General features: G+C 59.2%; 23 protein-coding genes. 2 read left to right on the forward strand and 21 right to left on the reverse strand.

Translation table 11 applies throughout. From position 1 onward, the window contains the following. Window positions 1-107 precede the first annotated feature (107 nt). The 8 genes from CO660_RS24640 to CO660_RS24675 form a co-directional block, all read right to left on the reverse strand. The gene (locus tag CO660_RS24640) at window positions 108-1,088 is read right to left on the reverse strand and encodes an aldo/keto reductase (RefSeq protein ID WP_097600935.1); all 981 of its coding nucleotides are present in this window, start codon (window positions 1,086-1,088) and stop codon (window positions 108-110) included. Between the two features lie 5 nt (window positions 1,089-1,093). After that, window positions 1,094-2,383, reverse strand: a complete 1,290-nt coding sequence (gene oiaX, locus CO660_RS24645) for a 3-oxo-isoapionate-4-phosphate decarboxylase OiaX (protein WP_176536369.1) — start codon at window positions 2,381-2,383, stop codon at window positions 1,094-1,096. Window positions 2,384-2,388: 5 nt separating this feature from the next. Further along, entirely contained in the window at window positions 2,389-3,423 is a 1,035-nt protein-coding gene (locus tag CO660_RS24650) for an aldo/keto reductase (protein WP_097600936.1), read from the reverse strand. Between the two features lie 66 nt (window positions 3,424-3,489). Further along, window positions 3,490-4,488, reverse strand: a complete 999-nt coding sequence (locus CO660_RS24655) for a substrate-binding domain-containing protein (protein ID WP_097600937.1) — start codon at window positions 4,486-4,488, stop codon at window positions 3,490-3,492. A gap of 93 nt (window positions 4,489-4,581) precedes the next feature. Next, a complete protein-coding gene (locus CO660_RS24660) occupies window positions 4,582-5,544 on the reverse strand; it encodes a sugar ABC transporter permease (RefSeq protein ID WP_097600938.1) in 963 nt (320 codons plus the stop codon). 37 nt (window positions 5,545-5,581) lie between these two features. Then, on the reverse strand, window positions 5,582-7,114 hold the full coding sequence (locus CO660_RS24665; RefSeq protein ID WP_097600939.1) for a sugar ABC transporter ATP-binding protein: 1,533 nt from the start codon (window positions 7,112-7,114) through the stop codon (window positions 5,582-5,584). A gap of 68 nt (window positions 7,115-7,182) precedes the next feature. Beyond that, window positions 7,183-8,070, reverse strand: a complete 888-nt coding sequence (locus CO660_RS24670) for a 3-keto-5-aminohexanoate cleavage protein (protein WP_097600940.1) — start codon at window positions 8,068-8,070, stop codon at window positions 7,183-7,185. Between the two features lie 10 nt (window positions 8,071-8,080). After that, window positions 8,081-9,433: a four-carbon acid sugar kinase family protein gene (locus CO660_RS24675; RefSeq protein ID WP_097600941.1), complete on the reverse strand. Its 1,353-nt coding sequence runs from the start codon at window positions 9,431-9,433 to the stop codon at window positions 8,081-8,083. 150 nt (window positions 9,434-9,583) lie between these two features. Here CO660_RS24675 and CO660_RS24680 point away from each other — a divergent pair, with 150 nt between their 5' ends. Then, entirely contained in the window at window positions 9,584-10,378 is a 795-nt protein-coding gene (locus tag CO660_RS24680; protein ID WP_097600942.1) for a 3-oxoacyl-ACP reductase family protein, read from the forward strand. 102 nt (window positions 10,379-10,480) lie between these two features. After that, the gene (locus CO660_RS24685; protein WP_097600943.1) at window positions 10,481-11,182 is read left to right on the forward strand and encodes a GntR family transcriptional regulator; all 702 of its coding nucleotides are present in this window, start codon (window positions 10,481-10,483) and stop codon (window positions 11,180-11,182) included. A gap of 178 nt (window positions 11,183-11,360) precedes the next feature. Here CO660_RS24685 and CO660_RS24690 read toward each other — a convergent pair whose 3' ends face one another. The 13 genes from CO660_RS24690 to CO660_RS24750 all read right to left on the reverse strand — a co-directional run bounded on the left by CO660_RS24690 (window position 11,361) and on the right by CO660_RS24750 (window position 25,126). Next, window positions 11,361-11,834: an RpiB/LacA/LacB family sugar-phosphate isomerase gene (locus CO660_RS24690; protein WP_097600944.1), complete on the reverse strand. Its 474-nt coding sequence runs from the start codon at window positions 11,832-11,834 to the stop codon at window positions 11,361-11,363. Window positions 11,835-11,844: 10 nt separating this feature from the next. Next, a complete protein-coding gene (locus CO660_RS24695; protein ID WP_097600945.1) occupies window positions 11,845-12,612 on the reverse strand; it encodes a triose-phosphate isomerase in 768 nt (255 codons plus the stop codon). Window positions 12,613-12,655: 43 nt separating this feature from the next. Further along, complete coding sequence (gene fba, locus CO660_RS24700; protein WP_097600946.1) at window positions 12,656-13,705, reverse strand: class II fructose-bisphosphate aldolase; 1,050 nt, start codon at window positions 13,703-13,705, stop codon at window positions 12,656-12,658. Window positions 13,706-13,711: 6 nt separating this feature from the next. Next, complete coding sequence (locus CO660_RS24705; RefSeq protein WP_097600947.1) at window positions 13,712-14,734, reverse strand: class 1 fructose-bisphosphatase; 1,023 nt, start codon at window positions 14,732-14,734, stop codon at window positions 13,712-13,714. Beyond that, window positions 14,731-16,800, reverse strand: a complete 2,070-nt coding sequence (tkt, locus tag CO660_RS24710) for a transketolase (RefSeq protein ID WP_245421363.1) — start codon at window positions 16,798-16,800, stop codon at window positions 14,731-14,733. The genes CO660_RS24705 and tkt overlap by 4 nt, the downstream gene beginning before the upstream one ends. A 390-nt stretch (window positions 16,801-17,190) precedes the next feature. Further along, window positions 17,191-18,138, reverse strand: coding sequence for a LysR substrate-binding domain-containing protein (locus CO660_RS24715; RefSeq protein ID WP_097600949.1), 948 nt, complete (start codon window positions 18,136-18,138; stop codon window positions 17,191-17,193). 52 nt (window positions 18,139-18,190) lie between these two features. Beyond that, the gene (locus CO660_RS24720) at window positions 18,191-19,813 is read right to left on the reverse strand and encodes a ribulokinase (RefSeq protein WP_245421364.1); all 1,623 of its coding nucleotides are present in this window, start codon (window positions 19,811-19,813) and stop codon (window positions 18,191-18,193) included. Continuing rightward, the gene (araD, locus tag CO660_RS24725; RefSeq protein ID WP_097600991.1) at window positions 19,810-20,520 is read right to left on the reverse strand and encodes an L-ribulose-5-phosphate 4-epimerase AraD; all 711 of its coding nucleotides are present in this window, start codon (window positions 20,518-20,520) and stop codon (window positions 19,810-19,812) included. The genes CO660_RS24720 and araD overlap by 4 nt, the downstream gene beginning before the upstream one ends. Window positions 20,521-20,532: 12 nt before the next feature. Continuing rightward, window positions 20,533-21,507, reverse strand: coding sequence for a ribose ABC transporter permease (gene rbsC / locus CO660_RS24730; protein WP_097600950.1), 975 nt, complete (start codon window positions 21,505-21,507; stop codon window positions 20,533-20,535). Beyond that, window positions 21,500-23,035, reverse strand: coding sequence for a sugar ABC transporter ATP-binding protein (locus tag CO660_RS24735; RefSeq protein WP_097600951.1), 1,536 nt, complete (start codon window positions 23,033-23,035; stop codon window positions 21,500-21,502). Before CO660_RS24735 ends, rbsC begins: the two co-directional genes overlap by 8 nt. A gap of 52 nt (window positions 23,036-23,087) precedes the next feature. After that, window positions 23,088-24,164: a sugar ABC transporter substrate-binding protein gene (locus CO660_RS24740; RefSeq protein WP_164737577.1), complete on the reverse strand. Its 1,077-nt coding sequence runs from the start codon at window positions 24,162-24,164 to the stop codon at window positions 23,088-23,090. A gap of 90 nt (window positions 24,165-24,254) precedes the next feature. Further along, the gene (locus CO660_RS24745) at window positions 24,255-24,659 is read right to left on the reverse strand and encodes a cupin domain-containing protein (RefSeq protein ID WP_097600953.1); all 405 of its coding nucleotides are present in this window, start codon (window positions 24,657-24,659) and stop codon (window positions 24,255-24,257) included. Continuing rightward, complete coding sequence (locus tag CO660_RS24750) at window positions 24,656-25,126, reverse strand: cupin domain-containing protein (protein ID WP_097600954.1); 471 nt, start codon at window positions 25,124-25,126, stop codon at window positions 24,656-24,658. Before CO660_RS24750 ends, CO660_RS24745 begins: the two co-directional genes overlap by 4 nt. Window position 25,127 lies beyond the last annotated feature (1 nt).

Here is a 25,127-nt window from a genome sequence, read left to right on the forward strand (position 1 = left end):
AATTTCTATGGGCTGCCGTCCCGAAACCGAGATTGAAACGACCTGTGCACGTCTAGAAAGACAGCACCACTTGCCGACCGCTTCAGCTAGGCTCCCGCTGAGATAACTCAGTTCAAGCCCACCACCCTGTGTGGCAAATAGGGCTCCTCGAGTTCCTGGATCTCGTGGTCGTTCAACTTGACGTCCAAAGAGGCGACCGCGTCCCTCAGATGCTGAAGCTTCGTGGCGCCGATGATCGGAGCCGTCACGCCCGCCTTGCTGTTGAGCCAAGCCATCGCAACGAGTGACCGCGACACGTTCTTGGTGTCTGCGATCTTTGCGACAATGTCCACGACTTGCCGGTCCGCGTCGTCAGCGTGACCGTAGAACCGGGCCGTCACATTGTCGGTCTGGGACCTCAGGCTGGTCTCCTCCCAGGGCCGGCTGAGGCGGCCGCGAGCAAGCGGGCTGAAGGCGATGATCCCCACACCTTCTGCCTTGCAGAGAGGTAGCATTTCCCGCTCCTCCTCGCGATAGAGGAGGTTCATCTGGGCTTGCATCGAAACGAAGCGTGACCAACCGGCAGCGTCAGACTTGTAGAGAGCGCCCGCGAACTGCCACGCGTAGCAATTGCTTGCCCCGATGTAGCGGACCTTGCCGCTCCGAACCAGATCGGTCAGTGCCTCCAAGGTCTCTTCGATGGGCGTAGAATTGTCCCAGAAATGGATCTGGTAGAGGTCGATGTAGTCGGTCCCCAGCCGCTTGAGGCTCGCCTCGGCCTCCGCGATGATCGCCTTGCGAGAAAGTCCGACCGCATTTGCGCCATTACGCATCTTGCCGTAGACCTTGCTGGCAATAACGACTTCGTCACGAGGCACCATCTCTCTCAGCAGCTTGCCGACAATTTCCTCACTGGTTCCGTCGGAGTAGACATTGGCCGTGTCGAAGCAATTGATGCCGAGGTCGAGCGCTTCCTTGATGAACGGCCTGCTGTCTTCTTCGGACAGCGTCCATGCATGGTTGCCGCGATCGGCGACGCCGAAGCTCATGCAGCCAAGGACCAGTTGCGAGATTTTCAGACCTGACCGGCCAAGTTGACGGTATTCCATCTTTGTCACTTTCCTTCTGATACGGTCTTTGAGCCGAACTTGGCGAGCGCCTGTGCCAACTCCGGATGCGATTTGGCATATTCATTCAAATCGATTCCGCTGACGGCGGCGTCCCAGGCGGCACGGACCGCTTTCACGCCCGCCGACGGCCCGCCGGGATGGCTGACCACGCCACCACCGCAGAGATACAGGTGGTCGACCGTCTGCCCCGTTCTTCTATAGGTCTCAGGTGCCTGTCCGCCCCATTGGCCCGAGCAGACGACCGGCAGGGGGCGGTCGGCGTCGCGGAAGATCGGCTTCTGGAGATCATGAAACGACTGAACGAACGAATCGTCCGGCTCCCAGTATTTGGCAGCGATCCCGTTGATCTGGAATTGGTCGACGCCAAGCAGGCGCCAAAGCTGCTGGTAAACCGAGAAGTCGAAGCCAAGACCCGGGTGTCGAGTGAGAAGATCCCAGCCGTTTCGATGGGCATGCAAAGTCAGCGACGAGCGCCGACGCAGAAACAGGAAAGCGCCCATGCCAATTGAATTGATGTTGATAACTGCGGCGTTGCCGCCTTCGCGCACCACCATGTCGTGCTTGCGGACCATCTCGTCAGGATCGACGTCCGATATGCCGAAGGCGTACATCACCTTCTTACCCGTGCGTTGCTCTTCGTCACGGATAACAGGCATTATCGCTTTCACTCGTGCCTCCAACGAGGAGTAAGGTGGCGACATCAGTTTTTCGTCGTCCTTGATGAAATCGACGCCGGAAGCGACAAGATCGGCAACTACTTCCGCTGTCTCGTCGGGGGTCAGGCCGAGTGCGGGCTTGATGATCGTGCCAATGATTGGTCTTTCGTAAACGCCAGTCAGGCGCCGCGAGCCCTTGATGCCGAACTGAGGGCCGGGATAAACGCCGTCGAACTCTGACGGCAGTTGCAGGCCGATGACCCGCAGCCCGGTAAAACCTTTGATGGACCAAACGCCGCCGAGCGCAATCGTGGTCAGCGCCGTCAAATCGGTGCCGACCGCTTCCAGCGGATAGGCGATCGTCGCCTGGGCGCGATTGAATTTTCTCCCCTCTGAGGGAAGAGACGCGACCTCGATCGCATCCAGGTGCTCAAACGCCACAATCCTCGCGGCCGCGCGGGCTTTGAGCTCCGGTGTCTCGCCCGGCAAGTCAACGAACGTCCCAGTCGATTGGTCGCTCGCTATCTTTGCGGCCAATGCCTCGGGGCTACCCGCCGTTTCGATCCGGTAAGTGACCAGGATGTCAGAGGGCCTCGGTTGAGCCAAGTCGATCGTCATGAGAGTCACGCCGTCGGTACTGGCGCGGCCGCGGGGATGAGGCCGGACGATTTCAAATCGTCCCAAAACGCGGCCGGGATCGGCGCCGAGATCGCGGCAACATTCCCCACGACGTGCTCGCGCGTCAGCGCTCCCTGGACGACAGCGGTCACCGCTGGATGCGCATAGACGAACTGGGTGGCGGCGGTTGGAAGCGATACGCCGTGGCGTTCGCAGACAACCTCGAGCGCTTCGACCTTACGGACGATCGCCTCAGGCGCAGGCTGGCAATCATAGGTCCGCGTCGTTGTCATCGACTTGCTGCCCTCGGCGAGAATGCCCGAGTTGTAGATTCCGGCAGCGATGATGCCGATGCCGCGGCGCTGCATTTCGGGATAGAAATGCTCAAGCGCGCCATGGTTCAGAAGGGTGTAGCGTCCGGCCACCATGGAGCAGTCGAGATCGAACTCCTCCGCCACCTGCAGGACCGAAGCGGTCTCGTTGACACCGAGGCCGATCGCCTTGACGGACCCCGTCCGGCGCAACTCGTCACACGCCTTGTAGCCGCTGGTCCTAAGCGCCGACAGATGCGTGTCGTACGCTTCACGATGCCATTCGCCGCTCACGTCGTGAAGATAGAGGATATCGATGTGGTCCATCCCCATGCGCTGCTGGCTGTCCTCGAACGCACGCATGATGCCATCATAAGAATAGTCGTACTCATCGACGAACGGCAGCGCCTTAACCCAGTCGATGCCATACAGACTTTCGGCACGCTTGGCGCGGCTTTCCGGCTTGAGAATGCGTCCCGCCTTGGTGCTGACGACGACCTTGCCCACGAGATCGTTGTTCCTCAGGATGTGGCCGAGGGAGTGTTCCGACTTCCCCAGCCCGTACAAGGGTGCCGTGTCGAAGTAGCGGACACCCAGTTCGTAGGCCTTGAGAACCACCGCCTCGAATGTCGGGAAGCTGACGTCGACGTTGCAGCCTCCGAGCGGCGACGTTCCCAGCCCCAGCGAGGTGAGCGTCACATCCGTCTTTCCAAGTTTTCTTTCCAACATGGTGGTCGATCCTATTTCCCTGTATTGTAAGCGGACGGCCCGCGCGGGCCGTCCGCCGCCGTCCAATTACATGTACTTTTCTACGTTGGTGGAATCGAGGATCAGCCACGGCACGGTGTAGTCCTTCTGGGTGCCGTCTTTCCATTCCATCAGCGAGCCCCAGATTTCGGACTGCGGCTTGTAGCTTTCGCCCTTGATCGCGCGAAGAGCGAGGTCAACCGCGCCCTGGCCTTCGGCGCGGGCGTACTTGTAAAGGCTAACCGCCATCTCGCCCTTCTTCACGGCGCGCTTGGCGTCCGGAATACCGTCGATCGCCAGGACAGGAACGGTCTTGAGGTCTATGCCGGAGCTCTTCATCGCTTCGATCGCACCCAGCGCCATTTCGTCATTCTCCGCGAGGACGCCGTTGATCTGGCCCGGATGGGCGAGCAGCCAGTTCTCCATCAGAGCCTGACCTTCGGCGCGGCTCCAGTTGCCGGTCTTGTTCTCGATGAGCTTGAGGTTCGGGAACTTGGCCAGGCCAGCGTCGATGCCGGCGCGGCGCTCGATCTGGGCCGACTGGCCGATCGGTCCTTCCATGAGGACGACGTTGCCCCCGTTCGGAAGGCGCTTGCCGAGCTCTTCAGCAATAATGCGGCCGCCTTCGGTGTCGTTGACGATGATCGACGCGGTGTAGTTCGTCGACTTCGTCTTAAGCGCCGACACGATCAGCGGGATTTTCGCTTCGGCGGCCTTGTCGATCGGCGGTGCCGAGGCCTCAAGGTCGAACGGAGCCATGATGATCGCATTGAACTGCTGGGTGATCGCGGTGTCGATCTGGTTGGCCTGGGTCAGCGGGTCGTACTTGCCGTCGAAGACGGTGATCTCGACCTCGCCGGACTTCACGGCGGGATGGTTCTTGATTTCGGTCGACCAGGCCTTCATGTATTCGCCGGACTCGCCGAACGATAGTGCTGCGATGCGGATCTTGTCTTCCGCGAACGCCAGTTTTGGTCCGGCCATTGTCGCCGCGACCAGTACCAGTCCCGCGCCTGCCTTGAGCAGGCTCCTCCTAAACGTCTGCATTTTCTTGATCTCCTCTGGTTTAAAAACTGCCCGAACACGCCTTGCATGACCGGGCATTGTCGCCGGCCACGCCGGCGGCAATTCCGAAATTCGTTATTTGCGGATTTGATCGGCGATGACCGCGACCACGATGATGGTGCCCTTCAGCACCTGCTGGTAGTAAGACGACACCCCCATCAGATCCATGCCGTTATTGATGGTGCCAATGATCAACGCGCCAATCAGAGTGCCGAGCAAGGAACCACGCCCGCCTGCAAGGCTCGTGCCGCCGATGACGACCGCGGCGATGGCGTCGAGCTCGTAGCCGATGCCAGCTTGGGGCAGTGCCGCAGTTGTACGTGCGGTCAACACAAGCCCAGCCAAACCAGCCAGAAGGCCGGAGATGACATAGGTGGCGCCGACGATGATTTTCGTCGAAATACCACTCGTACGCGCAGCTTTCTCATTGCCGCCAACGGCGTAGACGTAGCGACCGAAGGTCGTGTAATTCAGAACGACCCATCCGATGATGAATACGAGAAACAGGATGATAATCGGAACCGGAATGTACATGACCTGACCCGAGCCAATCCACTTGTAGGCGTCGGAAAGGTTGGGGATCGGGCTTCCTTGGGAGAAGATCAAGGTCAGACCGCGGGCCACGCTCAACATTCCAAGCGTCACCACGAACGGCGGAACCTTGATTGCCGCCACGAGGACGCCGTTCACCAGGCCGAGGCCCGCGCCCACAGCAAGTCCGGCCAAGATGCCGATAAGAACGAAATGTTCGTTGGTTTCGGTTACCAGGCTGGCCGCGATCATGCCGGCAATTGCCATGACCGAGCCTACGGACAGGTCAATGCCTTTGGTCAGGATCACGAAGGTGACACCGATCGCCAGAATGCCGTTGATGGACGACTGGCGAACCAGATTCAGCCAGTTCGGCCAACTCATGAAATACGGGCTGGCGAACGAAAAGAACGCGACGATCAGGAAGAAAACCACGACAATACTGAATTGCCTTATGATCTCTCCGGCGCGGAAGCTTCCTGATTTTCCGATAGCGATTGTATTCATTACTCGAATCCTCCCATTGACCGATTGGCGCTGTCGATCAGCTCGCCAAATCCATGAGCGTCTGTTGTGATGCCTCGGCACCGTCGATTATGTTGACGAGCTGGCCCTGCTTGAAAATCGCGATCCGGTCGCTCAGCTGCATGATCTCCGGTGCCTCGGAAGAAACTACGAGTACGCCGTTACCCTTTGCCGCGAAGTCGCGCAGGAACGCGTAGATCTCCTGTTTCGAACCTTCATCGATGCCGCGCGTCGGCTCGTCGCAAATCAGGAGCTTCGGGTTCGTCAGGAGGCACCTTGCCAACACGACTTTCTGCTGGTTCCCACCCGACAATGTTTCGACGGCGACGTCCGGCGAGGCCGATTTGATTCGTTGAGAGGCAATCATGTCTTTGACCGCGCTCCGCTCCTTGTCGCCTCGGATAAAACCACTGACAGCCATCAAGGCGAGCGAGGAGAGCGTGATGTTGTGAGCGATCGACGCCGATAGCACGAGCCCGCTGTCCTTGCGATCCTCGGTCACCATCGCCATTCCACGTTGGATCGCCTCCTTTGGACTCCCAGGTTTTACCCGGCCGCCATTGAAGACGACTTCCCCTCCCGTCGGCGAATGCAGCCCGAATATCGTCTCCAGGAACTCGGTTCGTCCGGACCCGAGCAGCCCGTAAATGCCCACGACTTCGCCCGAGGCGACTTCCAGTGATATGTCCCGGAAGTGGGAGCCTCTGGCCAAATTCGAGACGGAAAGGAGGATCGGCGCGTCTTCAAGAGGCTTGCCTTTCTCGACCAGTTTTACTTCTCGCCCGACGATCTGCGTCACAAGATGACGACGATCGATGTCCTTAATGTTTCCGGTTTCGATGAAGCGGCCATCACGGAACACCGTGTATTCATCAGCAATCTCGAAGATTTCGGTGAGTTTGTGAGACACATAAATAATCGCAGAACCGCGGGCAGTGATCTTGCGGAGTGCGTTGAACAAGACGTGGACTTCGTGTTCACCGATCGCCGACGTCGGCTCGTCCATGATGACGATGTGTGCGCGATAGCTCAGAGCCTTCGCGATTTCGACGAGTTGAACCTGGGCGAGGCTCAGTTCCCCCATCTTCTTACGGGCGTCAACCTCAAAACCCAGTTCATCTAGGAACGCTTGGGCGTCCTTGCTCATCTGACCGAAATCGACAAAAACCCCAAGCCTCTTCGGTTCACGGCCAAGGTAAAGGTTCTCGGCGACGGTCATCTCGGGAACTGGAGAAAGCTCCTGGGTGATAATGGCGATCCCTTGGCGCAGAGCGTCCGCCGCGCTTTTGAAGTCGACCTGTTCACCATCGATCTCGACTGTTCCTCCATCGCGACGGAGCAACCCCATCGTGATATTAAGGAACGTGGACTTACCCGCCCCATTGCCACCGCACAAAGCGTGGACCGTACCGGCCTTTAGAGTAAGTCGTCCGTCGACGAGAGCCGGAACACCGTTGAACGACTTTTGCACACCTTCAGCCCGGAGAAGCACGCGTTCCGGCGACGACAGCTCGGTTGACAGGGCTTGAATCTTCTCAGTTGCGTTGACCATGATATGACGTCATACCTCACAAAATCGAAATCTATGGCGCGTGCATGCGCGCTGCATCCGCACTGGCGCTAGGCGCTCTCCAATCCCAAGATCGCGCGAGCCTCGTCGGGTGTGGCAGGCTCGCGTCCGACTTTTTGGGCGACCTCCACAGCGCGGGATATGATATCCGCGTTTGTCGGCGTACCGAACTCACGATAGGGGTAATCACCGATGCCAATCGCCATATGGCCGCCCAGGCGGCAAATCGCAGGAGCGATGTTCAGTAGATTTCCCCCCAGACAATTGACCGTCCATTCGACGGGCCTGTCGTCCGGCAGGAAAGCAAGATGCGCCATCAGACCAGCCTCGGTCGGCGGGTGCCCGGTGATGTATCGCCCTCCCGTGAGGTGGAGGAGAAAGTAGGCAGGACCAACCACGAGACCTGCATCCATCAGGGCAATGGCGCGACGCGTAAATCCAACGGACCACGAGACCAATTTCGGCTTCACGCCTCTTTCGGCTAAGATACGCGCATAGTGTGCGAGGCTTTCGGTCGTGTTCAGATACAACCGCTCGGGGTTTTCGAAGGTGCGTTTCTCGGCGTCCCAAATTTCGAGGTTGGCCGATCCCGTATCGATCGGAGCGATGTCGGGCCGCGTGGCCGGATCCAATGCCAGTGTCGCAACCGTGTCGATGCGCCTCTTGGCGTCGGAGTCATTCGAGATGAAGCCAAGAGTCGGGAGGATCAGTAGATCCGTTGCGTCCCTGACTTTACGGATGATTTCGGCGTTCGCTTCGACGGTGTTGGTCGCGCCTCCATCCGGAGTTCTCGCGTGATAATGGAGGATCGCCGCTCCAGCGTTTCGAGCTGCGACGGCAGCCTCAACGATGTCGTCGGCGGTGTACGGAATATTTGGGTTGGAGGTACGCGGTGCGTACTCGTTGACCCTAGCTTCGAGGATGATCTTCTTGTGCATCTTCCGATCCTTATGCCGCCACCGAACCGACAGTGCCCGCCTTGGCGCGGAGGAAAAAATCATCGGCACCAATCTGCCCGCCCTTCAGCATGACTTCGAGGCCATCGATCTCGGCGTCCCCTGGCGCCTGCAAACGGCAGACGTGGCAATTCTGAACTTCGTCGAAAACAGCGATCTCGAGCGCTTCGGCTCCGATCGTACGCACCGCATAGCTTGAGCTGTCACCGCCGGAAAAAACGATGCGCGGCAAGGAAACGACACGACGCACTGCACGAGCGACGTCGCAGTATATGGCTCCCAAACGTTCGGCTGGGACATCGCCACCCTCTACGCGGCCGGACTCGCCGCGGGCGGTGTAAATGACTGTGGGACGGCCGCGATCGAGGCCTTCGACGGCCTTTAGAGCAGCCTCCGAGGCAACTGCCGAGGCATGGTCGTCGGACTCGATCTTGGAGACATCCAAGTGGACCATCTTCCAGCCAGCAGCTTCCGCCGTGGCGATTTGGCGACCAGTCTGGAGCGCGCAGCTGCCGGACAGCACCAGCAGATTTTCGACTCCGGTTATTTCCGTCTTTACAGCGTTCGGCGAAGAGAGCAGCCCCAAACGTGACCAATGAGCTCCAAGCTGTTGCGCAAGACCTTGAGCTGCAAGCGCAAACATAGGTAGCCTCGAAGACTGAGCCCAAAGCAGATCGACGACAGCGGCCAGATCAGTGTTTTCAAGACCATCGAAAATGACCCCTACCCCCTGTTGAAAGGCCTTGAACACGCGGTCGTCCATCGCCGAGCGATTCCGGATCAGGGGAAGCGTAATGTTGATGAACTCCATGTCCGTCTGCCGGGCCAGGTGCATGCGCAGATCGGCCTCCTGCATTGGGGTCCGGGGATGGCGCGACATGCTTGGGTGACGGTCCAGCCGCTCGATCCTGTCGGCGAAGCGAGCAAAATGGTTTCCGAAACAGGTGTAGCGTCCAAAATCTGGAGTGGCGGCGAGGACTGAGACGTCCCTTTTGCCGAAATGAGCCGCAGCGCGATCGAGGACCGCACCATAGCTTCCGACAGTCGGCGACGAGTCGAAGGTCGAGCAGATTTTGTATTGAATGAACGAGCTGTCGAGAGTGCGCATAATCGAGAAGGCGCTATCCAGTTCCTCGGCGAGTTCAGCTCCCGACAATGCCCGCGCGGTACCAGCGAAACCAAGCACGTCATAATGTTGAGAATCTGCGGCCACTTTGTCCACCGAAGGACGTGCCAGATAAAGCTTGGCCTTCACTCCGCTCCGATGGAACTGTGCCAGATTTTCGGACGAGCCCGTAAAGTCGTCGCCGTAAAATACGGCCTTGAGCTTACCAGCTGATGTCATCGGATTCTCCCAATTTCCCTCGGCCGAAGATACCTGCCTCCGTACTTCAGCCGTGCTCCACTCTTGACAATACTCATAGAAGCAGCTCATAACGCTGTCAAGGTCATACCTTATACCTTATACCTCATATCTCGGAAAATGGAGGAAAAGATGAGACTGTCAGGACGCACTGCCGTGGTGACCGGCGCTGGCCGGGGCATTGGACTAGCGATTGCTGAAGCCTACATTCGCGAAGGCGCGAACGTCGTAATCGTTGACCGCGATCGGGATGTTGCTGACGAGGCCGCGGAGCGGCTTGGCGACCGGGCGCTGGCCGTTGCGGCCGATATCTCGGTCACCGAAGACGTGGAGGCGATCGTCAAGGCAACGGTCGACCGATTCGGAACCGTCGACATACTCGTTAATAACGCTGGTGTGGGCGCGACTACGCTGTTTCTCGAAAGCTCAAGGGAGGAGTTCGAGCGCGTTGTCCGGATCAATCTGACGGGAACATTTCTCGTGGCGCAGGCCTTCGCGCGCATCATGGCGGCCAAGGGCTATGGGAGGATCATCAACATTGCTTCACTCTCCGGTCAGAAAGGCGGCGTCGGCCGCTCGGCTTATGGAGCCTCAAAGGCCGGCGTCGAGCTGCTCACAAAGGTGATGGCGGTCGAACTCGCGGAATCGGGAATCAACGTGAACAACATAGCGCCCGGTCCGATATTGACCGAGGTGTCGAAGGTCATGCATACGGTCGAAACGCGCGAAGCCTATCATCGACTCGTACCGCAACGTCGTTATGGCGAGCCGTCGGAAATCGCCGACGCCGCGGTGTTCCTGGCGAGCGACGAAGCTGCCTATATCACTGGGCACACTCTGAACGTCGACGGCGGATTCCTGGCCGCTGGCCTGATGTTTCCGTTCGACCCGAAAGCCTCGAAGCGGTTGGGGCAGATCAGCGAATAGCTTTGATAAGTGGCCAGCTTGACCGTTGGCATTTGTCGGAAAACGCAAAACGCGGTATGACCTCGTACCTTCCTGATTTTTCTGATTGGAGCGTGACTAGGAATGCTGTCTGTTGATCCCAAAAAAATCCCAAGCAGGTTGGACATAGCGCTCGACTATATTACGGGCGAAATTGCCAAAGGAAACCTTGGACCCGGCGACAAACTTCCCAATGAAAAGGAGCTGGCTCAGCTTCTCGGCATCAGCCGCACTCCGATTAGAGAGGCGATTAAGACACTTGCGGTGTCGGGTCTCGTCGAGACCCGACATGGCTTTGGCAATTATATCCGGAAGGACGAAGGCCTTCCGGTAATGCCGCTTGCGATGTTCCAACTCTATCTTCAGAGTTCGACGCCGGAAATGCTGATGGAATTGCGGTTCGTATTCGACCGTAACTGTTCGGAACTCGCCTCGTTGCGGCGCACGGACGAAGATCTTGCCATCATGAGGGAGTGCATCGACCGGCTGAAGAGACTGTCGGATGACCCGGACTCCCCAATCGACGAACTCCTTAAGGCCGACCTCGATTTTCATCGAGCCATATACAAGGCTGCGGGAAACCCGTTGATCGCCGTGGTTGCGGATTTCGTGCTGAACATGGTCGCACCATGGGTCCAGAAATCGCTTGAAGTCAGTGGCAAGTGGCGGGCTGTCGGGCTTCATGAACACATGTTCGAAATGATCCGCGACAGGAAGACCGGCGACCTTAGCCGCGAGAGCGTCGAGGAGAACATGGAACACTTCCGCACTTCGTTGCTGAAATGACGGGGTTTCTTTGATCTTCCCACTGTGATTGGAGTGCGGCGTCGTTTTTGGTCCTGAACGAAATATCACCGCCGACTGTTTAGTCGAGGCGGCCGCTGAACCTTGTAGGTAGACGGCCCGCCCCATTCGCGGTCGGGCCGGTCAGAGCCGCCAGTCGGGTTGATCCGCGCCGATCCGCCTAGCGGCTTAAAGTCGGTGCGCTCGTATGATACTTGCTGTCGAGATCGTTGATCGCCCTGACGTTGCCCGCTGATTGGCTACGCTCATCGAACGTTTTACCCAGGAACATGTCGGCGATTGCCTTGGCATGCTCCGATCCTATGACACGGGCGCCCATCGTGATGATCTGCGCGTTATTTGAAAGGGCAGCACGCTCGGCGGAGTAGGTGTCGTGCGTCAGAGCGGCCCGGATGCCCGGCACCTTATTCGCTGCGATGCAGACGCCGATTCCGGTTCCACAAACGAGAATCGCCTTGTCATACGTGCCATCGAGAACACCCGAGGCCACGCGTTCGGACAGATTGGCATAAAAAGCATCGAGGTCCGCATCGATTCGGGACACTTCATACACGTCGAAGCGGCCTTTCAGGTGTTCGGCCAAAACCTTGGCAAGACCTTCGCCAGCGCTGTCTCCTGCAACGGCAATCTTCATGTTTTTCTCCTTAGAGTTTGGTGGCGCATTTGCGGAGAATCTCGAGGTATCCCTCGAACTCCCATGCGGACCGGCCAATGAAAAGCCCATCAATGTGCGGGCTCGAAATCAGTTCTTCGCAATTTTCGGCATTGACGGAGCCGCCATAGAGGCAGGGGACCCTCCGACCGACCACCGCCTCGGCGATAGCAATAATTTCGGCCTGACGCGCATCAGCGTAGTCAGCGGTCGCCGGAACACCCGTCTCGCCGATTGCCCAGACGGGCTCATAGGCAAAGAGGATCTCCGCCTCCTGCTGCGCAGCGGTCAATTTCGAAAGCGCGCCACGCACCTGGGTAGCCAAAATTTTCGAAGCGTTTCCGCTGTCGCGATCTCTTAACGTCTCACCTATGCAGATGAGCGGAGTGAGACCGTGCCGGACGGCGGCTTCTGTCTTCAGGGCCACTGTTTCATCCGTCTCACCGAAATGTTCACGCCGCTCAGAGTGGCCGAGTTCGACCAAATCGAGCTTGCAGTCCTTCAGCATCAGTGGCGAGACTTCGCCCGTCCACGCGCCACGTTCGGCCCAATGCATGTTCTGGGCGCCGACCTTGACGGAGGTTTCCGCGAGCATCGCCTTGACCTCGCGAAGAACTGTGAAAGTCGGAATGACGAAGCGCTGGATGCGTGGATGATCCGTCGAGCCTGACTTGAGACCGCGCACAAAATGCTCGGCATCGGCGAGCGTCTTGTTCATCTTCCAGCTAGTGCCAATCCAGATGCTCTTCTTCTCGTTCATGTCCCGTTTCACCGCGTTTCCATTTCAGTTGTCGCTGCCCGACCTAAAGCGATCCGACCCGATACCGCTTCGCCATTTCAGCAAGTGGGATGACGTGAATGGAGCTTGCGCGCCCCGCCGTTCCGAACGCCTCGAATCGTTCGCGACAAAGCTTTGACAGTGCCGTCATTGCGGGCTTCAAGTACTTGCGAGGGTCGAATTCGCTCGGATCCTCGGCCAGCACTCTGCGCACCTGACCCGTCATCGCCATACGGCAATCCGTGTCAATGTTGACCTTTCGTACGCCATGCCGGATGCCTCGCAAGATTTCCTCAAGCGGCACGCCCCAGGTCGGCTTCATCAGGCCGCCGAACCGATTGAAGATTTCCTGCAACTCCTCTGGCACGCTCGAAGAACCATGCATGACGAGATGCGTGTTCGGCAGCTTCCGGTGGATCGCCTCGATCACTTCCATTGCCAGAACATCTCCGTCCGGGCGACGTGAGAATTTGTAGGCGCCGTGGCTGGTTCCCATTGCGACGGCAAGCGCGTCCACCTTCGTCTCGTTGACGAATTTCGCGGCCTCGTCCGGATCGGTCAGAAGCTGATGTGGATCAAGCTTGCCTTCGACACCGTGACCGTCTTCGGCTTCGCCCATACCGGTCTCCAGCGAGCCTAGAACACCAAGCTCCCCTTCCACCGAAACGCCTGCCCAATGAGCGATCTCGCTGACGTCTTTCGTGACCTTAACGTTATAGTCCCAGTCCGCCGGCGTCTTTCCATCAGCACGGATCGACCCGTCCATCATCACTGAAGTGAAGCCATGTTGAATCGCAGTGACGCAGGTGCTTGGTTCATTTCCGTGATCAAGATGGACGCAAACGGGGATATGCGGATAGATCTCCGTCACTGCATCCATCATGTGCTTAAGCATGATGTCGTTGACATAAGCCCGCGCCCCTCGGCTCGCCTGCAAAATGACAGGCGAATCCGTGTCGTTGGCAGCCTCCATGATGGCAAGCGCCTGCTCCATATTATTGATATTGAACGCGGGAACGCCGTATCCCCGTTCAGCGGCGTCGTCCAACAGTTGGCGGAGCGTAATCCTGGCCATGAAATCTCACTCGCTGGTTCGATTGGAATTGAGATAGCGCGCGATTAATTCGACCTCGGTCGCTGAACCGAAGACGAGCGGCGTGCGGCAATGGTGGGAGGTCGGGATCTTGTCCAGGATCGCTGAAGTGCCATCCGTCGCCCGCCCTTCTGCCTGCTCCATCAGGAACGCGATCGGGTTTGCCTCGTATACCAGGCGAAGCCGTCCATTTTGATACCCGGGTCTCTTGTCGGCGGCGTAGAAAAAGACACCGCCTCTGAGCAGAATCCGATGGAGTTCACCGACTGCAGATCCAAGCCAGCGCATGTTGAAATCGCGGTCACGCGGCCCGTCCCTCCCCGCCAGGCAATCCTGAACATACTGGCGGAGACCAGATTGAAGGTGGCGGTGAACAGACGCGTTGAAAGCGAGTTCCGAGGTGGTCGTCGGTATCTTGACCTGCCTTCTCACGATCAAGAACTCGCCGGCTTGTGGATGCATCGTCGCCAGCAAAACTCCGTCTCCGACAGAGAAGCCGACATCGATCGTGTTGCCGAAGGAGACATATCCGGCGGCGACCTGGCGCCTGCCAGAGGTCAGGAATGGGTCTTCGCCTTCTGTGAAGGGAATGATCGAGAAGATCGTGCCCACCGGGGCGCCCAATCCAACGTTGCCCGAACCATCGACTGGATCGATAGCGACACCGAAGCCGGAACCGTTCAACACAACCGGCTCATCAGCCTCTTCGGAGAGAATCCACCCGGCCCCTGCCCTTTCCAGTATCTCGACGAACAACTCGTGAGAAGCAACGTCGATGGCCTTTTGCGCGTCTCCATCGGAATTCGATCCGACGAGCCGCGCCGGATCGCCCTCCAGCGAACCGGTGGCGATCCGCTCCGATAGAAGACATGCCGCGTCCAAGATTCCGTTGACGAGTGCTGTCACGCGCTGACGCGATTGGTCCTTACCGGCCCATGTCGAGAGATACGCATCGACCGACTGGTGCTGGGAGGAGGCTCCTTCGCCGGTGAGAGTTAGCGAAGCACTCATCGGTCGCCCCTCACCCTCGCAACAGCGCGCGCGACAATCGATTCACGGGTAATTCCGAACTTTTCGTACAAGGTCTCCGCCGGCGCGGATGCACCAAAGCCCGACATCCCGATGACGTCGTCTTCACTGTCCACATATCTGGTCCAGCCGAACTTCGAGAGTGCTTCAACTGCAATGCGGGGTGCGTCCCCCAGCACCGCATGTCGATAGTCCTTGGTTTGTTTTTCGAAGAGATCCCAGCTTGGCATTGAAACGACTGCAGCTGGAATGTTTCTCGCCTCGAGCTCCTCGGCGGCTTGAATCGCGAGCGCAACTTCCGTTCCCGTCGCGATGAGCGTGACGGCGCGCTGCATGCTGGCTTCCCGCAGCACGTATGCTCCTCGCGCGCAGCGATTGGAGCCGTCGCGTTCCGTACGCAGTTGGGGAACATTCTGCCGCGATAGCGCCAGGACGGATGGCGTATTTTTGCTGCTTATCGCAATGTCCCAGCATTCAAGCGTTTCGATCGTGTCGGCGGGCCGGAATACATGCAAGTTTGGCATGGCCCTGAGGCTTGCGAGGTGCTCGACTGGTTGATGCGTCGGGCCGTCTTCGCCAAGGCCGATGGAATCATGCGTCATCACGAAGATAGAGCGAGCCCCCATCAGAGCCGCCACGCGAATGGCATTGCGACAGTAGTCGGAGAACACAAGGAAAGTGCCGCCATACGGAATGAACCCGCCGTGGACCGCCATGCCGTTCATTGCGGCAGCCATCGCGAACTCCCTCACGCCATAGCTGACATAACGCCCGCTTCTGACGGCGGTGAAATCACTGTCGACGGCCCGAACACGCGTCAAGTTCGAGTGCGTGAGGTCCGCCGAGCCGCCGATCATTTCGGGAAGCAACTCCGTCAGCTCCTCCAAGGCAATCTGGCTAGCTTTGCGTGTGGCCACCGATTGCGGCTTGTCCAGCAGTTTCGTCTTCGCGGCGTTCACCGCCTCCGCGTAGTGCGACGGCAATGAGCCGGCGGTTCGACGCTGAAATTCGCTTTTGACGTCAGCTCCTGTTGCTTCGAGCCGCGCTTGCCACTCCCCGCGCGCCGTGGCACCCTTTGCGCCAATCTCGCGCCATGCTCCCAGGATCTGGGTTGGGACCTCGAAAGCATCCGCCGTCCAGCCGTAAACCGCTTTTGTAGCGGCGGCTTCGCTTTCGCCCAGCGGCGCGCCGTGCACGGAACTTGTTCCCGCCTTCGACGGGGAACCGTATCCAATTACTGTTTTCAGAGCGATAAGGGACGGTCTCGATCCATCCGCTTTCGCGTTTGAGATCGCTACGTCGATCGCTTGCGGATTATGACCATCAACACGTTGGGTGTGCCATCCGTACGCGTCGAATCTCGCGAGGACATTTTCCGAAAACGCGATCGCAGTGGAACCGTCAATTGTAATCGAGTTGTCGTCGTAGAGGACAATCAGCTTGCCGAGCTGAAGGTGGCCCGCCAGCGAGGCGGCTTCTTGACCGACACCTTCCATGAGGCATCCGTCTCCGCAGAAGACGTAGGTGTGGTGATCGACGAGCGCAGTGCCGAATTCAGCTGCCAGGCGCCGCTCCGCGATAGCCATTCCGACAGCGGAAGCGATCCCCTGCCCCAGTGGACCGGTCGTCGTCTCTACGCCGGCTGTATGGCCGTATTCCGGGTGGCCCGGTGTTTTCGAGCCCCATTGGCGAAAATTGCGAATCTCCTCGACGGTCATATCCTCATAACCGGTCAGGTGGAGAAGGCTATACAGCAGCATCGAACCATGGCCATTCGACAAGACGAACCGGTCCCGGTCGGGCCACCCAGGTTCGCTTGCATCGAATTTGAGGTGACTGCCGAAAAGGACGGCCGCTGCATCCGCCATGCCCATCGGCATACCGGGGTGACCGGATTTTGCCGCCTCAACCCCGTCGATCGACAGGACACGGATGGCGTTCGCGAGATCACGGATCGAAACTGCTGCTGACAAGTCTTCCTCCCTTTTAACCGATCCTATTGTGGCGCACCTCGCGCAAAATAACAACACAAAATCACAAATGAACATCTACTATTGTGATCTTGTGAGGATTCGTAACGCATTCCCTTTAAATCACAAGGCTTTATCGCTCGCAATCAGTGGCGGTAACGGTCAGCCACGTGACGTTAAATCGAACAGAAGAAGCATTTCCGCCGACGATGTCTGCACCCAAACGAGGTGCCGGTAACCCAATGGTACAGGATCACTTTTCAGGGCATCCAAGGCTCGAAGGAGCACGCTGGCAACCCGGGCTGCAGGCTGGCTCCCGCGAGCTCTTTGGCTGAGGTGGCCAGTTCTGCGAAACGAAACGATCCCTCATCTGGGTGGCTGCAGCCAAGGTCTCTTTGTCAAATGGAGGCAGGCCTTCAATCATCGCTTCGAACATCTTGAAGGGTTCCCAGCTCATCCGCAGTCCTCTCACGCCATACGACGGCGGCCATCGTTCAACGGTTTGCTTTGAATGATCTCGACTACCTGTCTGTCATCAGTCCAGACCGTCTCTAGCCAGGCCTTGAACGCGCTGATCTTCGGCGAGCGGAGCCGAGACCTAACGTAGGTGAGGCTGTGGCAGCCCATATTGGGTCCCGTCATGCCGAATGGCAGAACGAGATTGCCCTTCTCGACGTCGCGCTCTAGCAGGCGGTAGCTCTCGAGGCAGACCCCTCTGCCCTCCACAGCCGCTGCGATCGCCATGAACGCGTCACGGAACCGCGGGCCGCGCGTAAGGTCAATTTCGAGATTGTGGTCCTTGGCCCACTGGTGCCAGCTGTATAGTGTCTGCTCCGATCGGATCAAAGCTTGGCCCAGAAGATCGGACGGCTTTCGGATGGCCTTCTCTCCCGATGCGATTTCCGGCGAACACGCGACTACGATCGTCTCCAGGGGAAACTCTTCCGCAGCGATCGAGCCGAGTTTGGGAACGCTGCCGAAGCAAATGTCGACGTCGACCGAACCGTCGTTCAGCTTGGCCGGATCCGACGATGAGAGCAACCTTGTCTCGATGTTCGGGTAGAGTTGCTCAAACATCGGCAGGCGCGGCATCAACCAGAGTGATGCGAGGCTCGGAACGCATCCCACACTGAGAACGTCGACGCTATTGCGCCTCGACACCTCGTTCGTCGCGTGCTCAATAATCGAGAGCGCTTCCGCAAGATCGCGATAGTATCGCTCGCCGATATCCGTGAGCGACACGTTGCGTCCGATACGGTGGAACAGCTTCTCCCCGAGGTCCTCCTCCATAAGGCGAATCTGGTGACTGATCGCCGAGGGAGTGAGTTGGAGCTGCGCCGCCGCCTCTAGGAACGAACCCAAGCGGCTGGCTGCTACGAACGACTGGATCGCGCGTATCGAGGGAAGCGCCGTCATGAGGTCTTCCAGTCCCGGACGCGCGCGCCGCCCGACTGCGCGAATGCGTTCGTCATAATGAGGCTACCTTCCGCTGCGCCCGCTGTCCGAAGTCGGAACGCACCTCTTCACCTGCCGCAATGCGTTTGATATCGCCGAGGACCTCGGAGAAGTTGCTTCGGCCAGACGTGCCGAATCCCATGTAGACCTGCTTGTAGAGCTGGTAGAGCATCTCATAGCGCTCGCGGGTCGCCGGGTCTGGGTCGAACCTCTTGAAGCCGACGCACATGGCCGCTTGAGCCGTCTCGATGCTTCCGTGGTCCTTCGATGCAAGGCTTGCGAAGATACCTGATCCCAGTCCGGTGGGCAGGCCGTCGGGCACGAGGATCGGCTTGCCGAGCACGTTGGCGTAGATCTGGTTGAGCAAGGCGTTCTTCTGCGGCACGCCGCCGCCGTTGATGACCCGGTGGACGGGAACGCCGTGCTGTTCCATCCGCTCGAGAATGATACGCGTGTGGAACGCCGTTCCTTCGATCGCAGCATAGAGTTCGTCCTGTGCAGTGTGCCCCAGGTGCCAGCCGATCGTCATGCCCCCAAGATCAGACCTAACCAGAACGGTGCGATCACCATTATCCCAGGAAAACCGCATGAGGCCCGTCTTCCCGCCCTCAATCCTCCCAAGGCCCTCGGACAGTTTCGAGACCGTCGTTGATGCGCGGCGAGCAATAGCGTCGAAAATGTCTCCCGTCGCGGATAAGCCAGCCTCGACGCCGACTAGGTCGGGATGGGCGCTTCCTGGCACTACGCCGCAAACTCCCGGAATCAGTTTGACGCGTTCGCTCACCGCGATGATGCAGGTCGAGGTCCCGATCACGTTCACGACATCGCCCAAACGGCAGCCTGCTCCAATTGCGTCCCAGTGCGCATCGAAGGCTCCGACCGGGACCGGAATTCCCGCGGTCAATCCGAGCTTGTCCGCCCATTCGAGGCTCAGGCGGCCGGCAACCTTGGCAGAAGTCTGGTAGGTCCCACCGATCTTCTCCCGAACTCCATCGAAAAGCGGATCGACGCGTGAAAGGAACGCCTGGGACGGCAGCCCGCCCCATTTAGGGTTCCACATCCACTTATGGCCCATCGCGCACACACTTCGAACCACGGCGGAGCTGTCCGTGACACCTGTCAAGACGGCGGCAGCCATGTCGCAATGTTCCAGCGCGGTGCCGAAACGGTCGCGGAGTCGGGGATTGTGCCGGAGCCAATGGAGAAGCTTGGCGAATCCCCACTCATGCGAGTAGGTGCCCCCGCACCATTCGATGGCTTCGAGATGGGTCTCGTGCGCCGTCGCCGTGATTTCCTCGGCCTCGGCCTTGGCTCGGTGGTCGCACCAGAGATAGTAATCGCTCAGAGGATTGAGATTGCGATCCACCGGGATCACCGATGATCCGGTGGTGTCGACAGCAATCGAGCGCACTGTCGTCGGATCGATCCCGCATTCGTCAGAGACGCTGCGCATGGCACGGACCAGCCCCTCCATGTGGTCGGCATGCGACTGTGTCGCGAGATCGGGCTCGGAGCGAGATCTGCCGAGCGGATATTCCGCGATGGCAGTGCCGAGGGGGCCGCGCTCCGTATCAGCAAGCGTCACGCGGACGCTCAGCGTGCCAAAATCAACACCAGCTACAATCGACATCGTCATACCTGCTTTGATCGCGCGGGCTGGCCGTAGGTGGCCGACTTTCCGTGCTTTCGTTGGAAATGCCGATCGAGGAGTGCCGCCGAAATTTCGAGACTCTCCTGGCTGATCTGGCGTGAATGGAACGCGATCCTGGCGACCGCCTCCAGCATCTCGGCGTTGTGGACCGCGTCGGCGGCGTCGACACCCCAGCAAAACGGGCCATGATCGTTGACCAGCGCCGCGGGAATCGCGAGCGGATCATTGTTGCCGAGTGCTTCGGCGATCACCCTCCCGGTGTTCCGGACGTAGTCGTCGCGGATCTCAGCGTCCGTCAGTTGCCGGGTCACCGGAATGGTGCCGTTGAAGTAGTCGGCATGGGTGGTCCCCATCGCCGGGATCGCACGGCCGGACTGGGCCCAGGCCGTGGCGTAGAAGGAATGAGTGTGAACGATCGCGCCAATCGCCTTGAAGCTCTTGTAGAGCTCGATGTGGGTGTCGAGGTCGCTCGACGGGCGCATGTCGCCGTCGATGATGGTGCCATCCAGGTCGGTGACGACGATGTCGCTAGTGTTCATCGCCTTATAGGAGACGCCGCTCGGCTTGATGGCGACGATGCCGTTGTGGCGATCGATGGCGCTGACATTTCCGAACGTGGAAATGACGAGCCCGCTTTCATAGAGTTCGAAGTTGGCGTCGAGGACGGCCTTGCGCAGTGCGGAATACTTCACGTTTTCCACCTCTTAAGCCTTCCGGCTGCGGTTGAAGCGGTCGGCTGCGACAGCAACGAGAATGATGGTGCCGATCACGATCTGGTGCCAGAAGGTGTTGACGTTCAGCAAGTTGAGGGCGTTGCGAACGACCGCCATCAGAACGGCACCGACGACTGTTCCGAAGAGCGTCGCGCGACCGCCGGACAGCCCGGTGCCACCGATGACGACCGCGGCGATAACGTCCAGCTCGTAGCCTTGTCCTGCCTCCGGCATCGCCGATTCCAGACGGGAGGTCAGCATGATCCCGGCGAAGGCGGAGAGCGCCCCGGCCAGCACGTAGACTGCGATCTTGATCCTGTCCGTGGGGATACCCACGAGCCGCGCCGCATCGGGGTTGCTGCCGATCGACAGAACGAAGCGGCCGAAACGGGTGTAGTAGAGAAGATAGTAGGCCGCAGCGAACACGATGGCGGTTAGGATCACAGGGACTGGAATGCCCGCGAGATAGCTCTGGCCGATGGCGCGGAAGGCCGGATCCGAGGCGCCCGTGATCGGGATGCCCTGTGTGTAAACCATGACGACGCCGCGGCTGACGACCATGATCGCCATCGTCGCTATGAAGTCGGTAATCCCTACCTTGGTGATCAGGAAGCCGTTGACGAGGCCGATGAACGCACCCAGCGCGAGGCCTGCCAAGCAGGCAACGGGAACGGGGTATCCGAGAACGAGAACATTGGCGGTGACAAGCCCCGTCAGCGCGAGCGTCGAGCCGACGGAGAGGTCAATGCCCCGCATGCCGATGACGAAAGTCGCACCGAAAGCAATGACGGCGATGGGCACTGCCTGCCGCAGGACGTCAGTCATGTTGCCGAAGGTGAAGAAACGGGGAGCCGCGAAACCCAGCCCGATCAGAAGAATGACGAATGCGACGTAGACACCAGCGTTGCCGCTGGCACGGCCGACCTTGAAGCCTAGCCGTGGACGAGTGACTGCAACTTCAGCCATTGATGCCTCCCATGGTGTTCAGGGTTTCCGGCGGCCTGACCGAATGCAGGGCCAACGTCTCTTCCTTGGACGTGGCGGCATCGACCACCGTGGTGATTTTGCCTTCGAACATCACCGCCACGCGGTGGCAAAGTCCGAGGAGTTCGGCGTTGTCCGCCGAGACGACGATTACGGAGCAACCGTCTTTGGCAGCGGCCTGAACCAGTGCGTAGACCTCGGATTTTGCTCGGACGTCGACACCTCTGGTCGGCTCTTCGAGGAGCAGGACCTTCGGCTGGGTCAGGAGCCATCGGGCGAGCATGACCTTCTGTTGGTTGCCGCCGCTGAGCGACGCGATCTCCGCCTGCGGGCCGTCGCATTTGACGCCCAGCTTGGAGATGTAGTCTCCGGCAATCTCTCTCTCACGGGCCGGCTTCAGCGTGACTTTGCCGAGAACACCGAGGTTTGCGATAGACAGATTCCAGCCCACGGAATGCTCGGGGAAGATCCCTTCCACCTTGCGCTCGGCGGGCAGGAAAGCAAACCGTTTCCTGATCGCGTCGGTGACGTCGACGATGGGGGCATCCTTGCCGCCGATCACAACGGTCCCGCTGTCGTAGGGCCGCTGGCCGAAAAGGGCTCGTAGCAGAGCGCTCTTGCCTGAGCCCTCGAGCCCGGCGATTCCGAAGATCTCGCCCTTCGAGAGCGAGAAAGAGATATCCTCGAAGGCTCCGGCCTTCGAGAGGCCCCGCAACTCCAGAGAGGGTTCGGACCTCGCAGGGACACGGGGAGGAAACTGTTTGGACAGCGATCCGCCAATCATTGCGCTGACGACTTTGTCGACGTCGAGATCTGCGACCGGGAGGTCGGCGACAGTGCGCCCATCCCGCAGAACCATCACCCGGCTGCAGATGCCGAGTAGTTCCTTGATGCGGTGCGAAACATAGATGATCGCCTTACCAGCCGCCTGAAGGCGCTTGATGATGGCGAAGAGTTGCTTGCGCTCGACTTCCTCGAGAGCCTCCGTTGGCTCGTCCATGATGATGATGTCGGCGTTGGTGCTGAGTGCCTTGGCGATTTCCACCATCTGGCGGTCTGACAGGCTGAGTTCTCCCACCGGGCGGTCGACGGGTACGTCGACACCGAGTTCGTCGAACAGAATGCGGCGTGCTTCCTTGCGCATGCGGGCGTGCGCCAACGGAGCAAGCACGAAATCACTGGTGCGCAGTTCCCGGCCCGCGAAAATGTTCTGGGCGGCATCGAAATCGGGGAACAGGCTGAGTTCCTGGTAGATGATGGCAATGCCAGCGTCTGCTCCGGCCTTCGGATCAGCGAGCTCGACAGCCTTGCCACGCACCGAGATCGTACCGCCATCGCGACAATATGCCCCGGCAAGGATTTTCATGAGCGTGCTCTTCCCCGCTCCATTTTCGCCTACCAGGCCGAGCACTTCACCGGCGCTTATAGCGAGGTCGATATCGCGCAGCGCGACCGTGTTGCCGAAGCGCTTGCCGATACCCTTCATTTCAAGCAGCGGATTGTGGGTCATCTCTAAGATCCTCGGATTGAGTGCGGCCCCCGGCGTGGGGGCCGCGTCGTGATCACATCTTCTGTTGGGGGACGTAGACGTAGTCACTCTGGTCGAACGTCTTGATGTTCTTGGCATCGTAGGTCTTGGGCGCGACGAAGATCTTCTTCGGCAGCGGATGACCCTTCATCAAAAATTCGTCGACGGCACGGATGATGTTCCTGCCTTCTTCCTTGGCGCCCGTATCGACCGTCGCCGCGAAGTCACCCGTCAGGATCGCGTCATTGGCCTCCTTCATGTTCTCGTAGCCCACGATCGCGACCTTGCCGTTCAGGCCCTTGGCCTTGAGTGCCTGCAGTCCGCCGAGTGCCATCTCGTCATAGAGAGCGACAAGCACTTGGATGTCCGGATTGGCCGTGAACATGTTTTCGGTCACCGAAAGGCCCTGGGCGCGCACCCAGCCCGCTGGCTGCTGAGCCACGATTTTGAAGTTCGAATGCTTCGAGATGATCTCGTTGAACCCCTTCATGCGCTGGCTCGTGTGGGGACCGGGTAGGCCTTCGAGGATGCCTACCTTCACTTCCTTGTCGCCATAGGTGTCGACGAGCCACTGGGCCTGCGCGCGGCCGCCGTCCGATTGGTCGTAGCCGATGTCGCTGACATAATACGGGTTGTCGGCGACCGGGGAGTTGAACAGGAAAATCGGGATGCCCGCTTCCGTGGCGCGACGGATGGACGGCAGGAGAGCGCCTTCGTTGTATAGCGCGACCGCTATGGCATCGACACCATCGTTGATCCAAGCCTCCATGGTTCTAATCTGGTCATCCGTGGCCGACTGACTGCTCGGAGCCTGAACGAGCAGATCGATCGTGTCCGCGCCGCCGCGCTTGTCGATCTCTTCCTTCACGCCTGCAAGAACGCGCTGATAGTAGGTGTCCATAGCGGTCGGAAGGAAGCCAACCTTCAGAGGGCGGTTGTCCTTTTTGACCGGCTTCATTTCCTGACCTGTCGGCTTGATGTCCTTGTTCATCAAGATCCCGGGAAACACGGCATTGTAGCCGGGATCCTGCGCGAACGCAGGGCTGAAGCTGACGGTCGCCACCAGGCTGACAGCGGCGGCAAGCACGGTACGTCGTTTGAAAATTGTCACGAGGTTCCTCCCTTGTTGTGACAAGACACACTCCTCCTGTCCGCGGGACGATCCCGCGGAGGAATTCATTGAAGCGATGAAATCAAAGGCTCAGAGGCCAGGCGCGATGGTGAAAACCATCCGGATGGGATTGGAGCCGTAATTCAGGCACTGATAGCTGACGCCCCCTGGCAGGAAGAACGCCTCCCCGTCGCGGACGTGGAATGTCTCGTCGCCCTCGGCGACGTAAAAAGTGGCCGGGCCTTTAAGGATGTAGAAGATCGCGTCGCCATCGTGGCTGTTCGGTTCGCTCGCTCTGGGACCAACGCCGCCGACCGGGATCACGATCTCTCCGACGTGCATGTAATCGTTGGTCACGCACAGCTCCATCAGGACAGGATGGTCCTGCCCGAAGATGAGATTTACCCGATCCTCGCGGGCAACCTTCACGAGGTCACCCTTGGTCCTTGCCTCGGCGCCATCGACCGGATAGTTCGCAAGCTTTTTCAGGCTCATTCGGCAGCCCCCCGTTCGGACTTGAAGAGACGCGTTGCACCGAAGTAGCCAGTAGGCGGACCCTTCTCGTCCCAAATCCGGGGCGCTATGCAGAAGAGGATGACCGCTGCCTTGTCAGTGAAGTTGTAGCCGCGATGCGGCACGCCCATCGGTATGAGGATCGAGTCCCCCGGCCCCATCCGCTCGGTCTGTCCGGTTTCCGGGTTAAGCAGGTGCACCTCGCCCTCGAGGACGTAGTAGACCTCGTCCCCCGCATGGATGTCAGCGGGGTCGAAGTTGCTGCCCGGTGCCAGCTGGTAGATGCCCGTGGTCATCTTGTCGGTGCTGGCAAGCAGGTAGTTCAAGTCGCTCGAATAGGGCTTGTTGCCCGTATAGATGAACATCTTGAAGCGGTCCGCCGTCAAATGATGGGGTCTCTTCTCGTCCGGCGGGAACGGAAAGTTTCCAAAGTATGCGGGAATGGTCATT

Source organism: Rhizobium sp. L9 (assembly GCF_002531885.1).
Classification (GTDB): domain Bacteria; phylum Pseudomonadota; class Alphaproteobacteria; order Rhizobiales; family Rhizobiaceae; genus Rhizobium.

What these genes read in the sequence shown, in the direction of transcription:
- CO660_RS24640 (WP_097600935.1), bottom strand. Translation starts at nt 1,088, where the DNA reads ATGGAATACCGTCAACTTGGCCGGTCAGGTCTGAAAATCTCGCAACTG.
- oiaX (WP_176536369.1), bottom strand. Translation starts at nt 2,383, where the DNA reads ATGACGATCGACTTGGCTCAACCGAGGCCCTCTGACATCCTGGTCACT.
- CO660_RS24650 (WP_097600936.1), bottom strand. Translation starts at nt 3,423, where the DNA reads ATGTTGGAAAGAAAACTTGGAAAGACGGATGTGACGCTCACCTCGCTG.
- CO660_RS24655 (WP_097600937.1), bottom strand. Translation starts at nt 4,488, where the DNA reads ATGCAGACGTTTAGGAGGAGCCTGCTCAAGGCAGGCGCGGGACTGGTA.
- CO660_RS24660 (WP_097600938.1), bottom strand. Translation starts at nt 5,544, where the DNA reads ATGAATACAATCGCTATCGGAAAATCAGGAAGCTTCCGCGCCGGAGAG.
- CO660_RS24665 (WP_097600939.1), bottom strand. Translation starts at nt 7,114, where the DNA reads ATGGTCAACGCAACTGAGAAGATTCAAGCCCTGTCAACCGAGCTGTCG.
- CO660_RS24670 (WP_097600940.1), bottom strand. Translation starts at nt 8,070, where the DNA reads ATGCACAAGAAGATCATCCTCGAAGCTAGGGTCAACGAGTACGCACCG.
- CO660_RS24675 (WP_097600941.1), bottom strand. Translation starts at nt 9,433, where the DNA reads ATGACATCAGCTGGTAAGCTCAAGGCCGTATTTTACGGCGACGACTTT.
- CO660_RS24680 (WP_097600942.1), top strand. Translation starts at nt 9,584, where the DNA reads ATGAGACTGTCAGGACGCACTGCCGTGGTGACCGGCGCTGGCCGGGGC.
- CO660_RS24685 (WP_097600943.1), top strand. Translation starts at nt 10,481, where the DNA reads ATGCTGTCTGTTGATCCCAAAAAAATCCCAAGCAGGTTGGACATAGCG.
- CO660_RS24690 (WP_097600944.1), bottom strand. Translation starts at nt 11,834, where the DNA reads ATGAAGATTGCCGTTGCAGGAGACAGCGCTGGCGAAGGTCTTGCCAAG.
- CO660_RS24695 (WP_097600945.1), bottom strand. Translation starts at nt 12,612, where the DNA reads ATGAACGAGAAGAAGAGCATCTGGATTGGCACTAGCTGGAAGATGAAC.
- fba (WP_097600946.1), bottom strand. Translation starts at nt 13,705, where the DNA reads ATGGCCAGGATTACGCTCCGCCAACTGTTGGACGACGCCGCTGAACGG.
- CO660_RS24705 (WP_097600947.1), bottom strand. Translation starts at nt 14,734, where the DNA reads ATGAGTGCTTCGCTAACTCTCACCGGCGAAGGAGCCTCCTCCCAGCAC.
- tkt (WP_245421363.1), bottom strand. Translation starts at nt 16,800, where the DNA reads ATGTTCATTTGTGATTTTGTGTTGTTATTTTGCGCGAGGTGCGCCACA.
- CO660_RS24715 (WP_097600949.1), bottom strand. Translation starts at nt 18,138, where the DNA reads ATGACGGCGCTTCCCTCGATACGCGCGATCCAGTCGTTCGTAGCAGCC.
- CO660_RS24720 (WP_245421364.1), bottom strand. Translation starts at nt 19,813, where the DNA reads ATGACGATGTCGATTGTAGCTGGTGTTGATTTTGGCACGCTGAGCGTC.
- rbsC (WP_097600950.1), bottom strand. Translation starts at nt 21,507, where the DNA reads ATGGCTGAAGTTGCAGTCACTCGTCCACGGCTAGGCTTCAAGGTCGGC.
- CO660_RS24735 (WP_097600951.1), bottom strand. Translation starts at nt 23,035, where the DNA reads ATGACCCACAATCCGCTGCTTGAAATGAAGGGTATCGGCAAGCGCTTC.
- CO660_RS24745 (WP_097600953.1), bottom strand. Translation starts at nt 24,659, where the DNA reads ATGAGCCTGAAAAAGCTTGCGAACTATCCGGTCGATGGCGCCGAGGCA.
- CO660_RS24750 (WP_097600954.1), bottom strand. Translation starts at nt 25,126, where the DNA reads ATGACCATTCCCGCATACTTTGGAAACTTTCCGTTCCCGCCGGACGAG.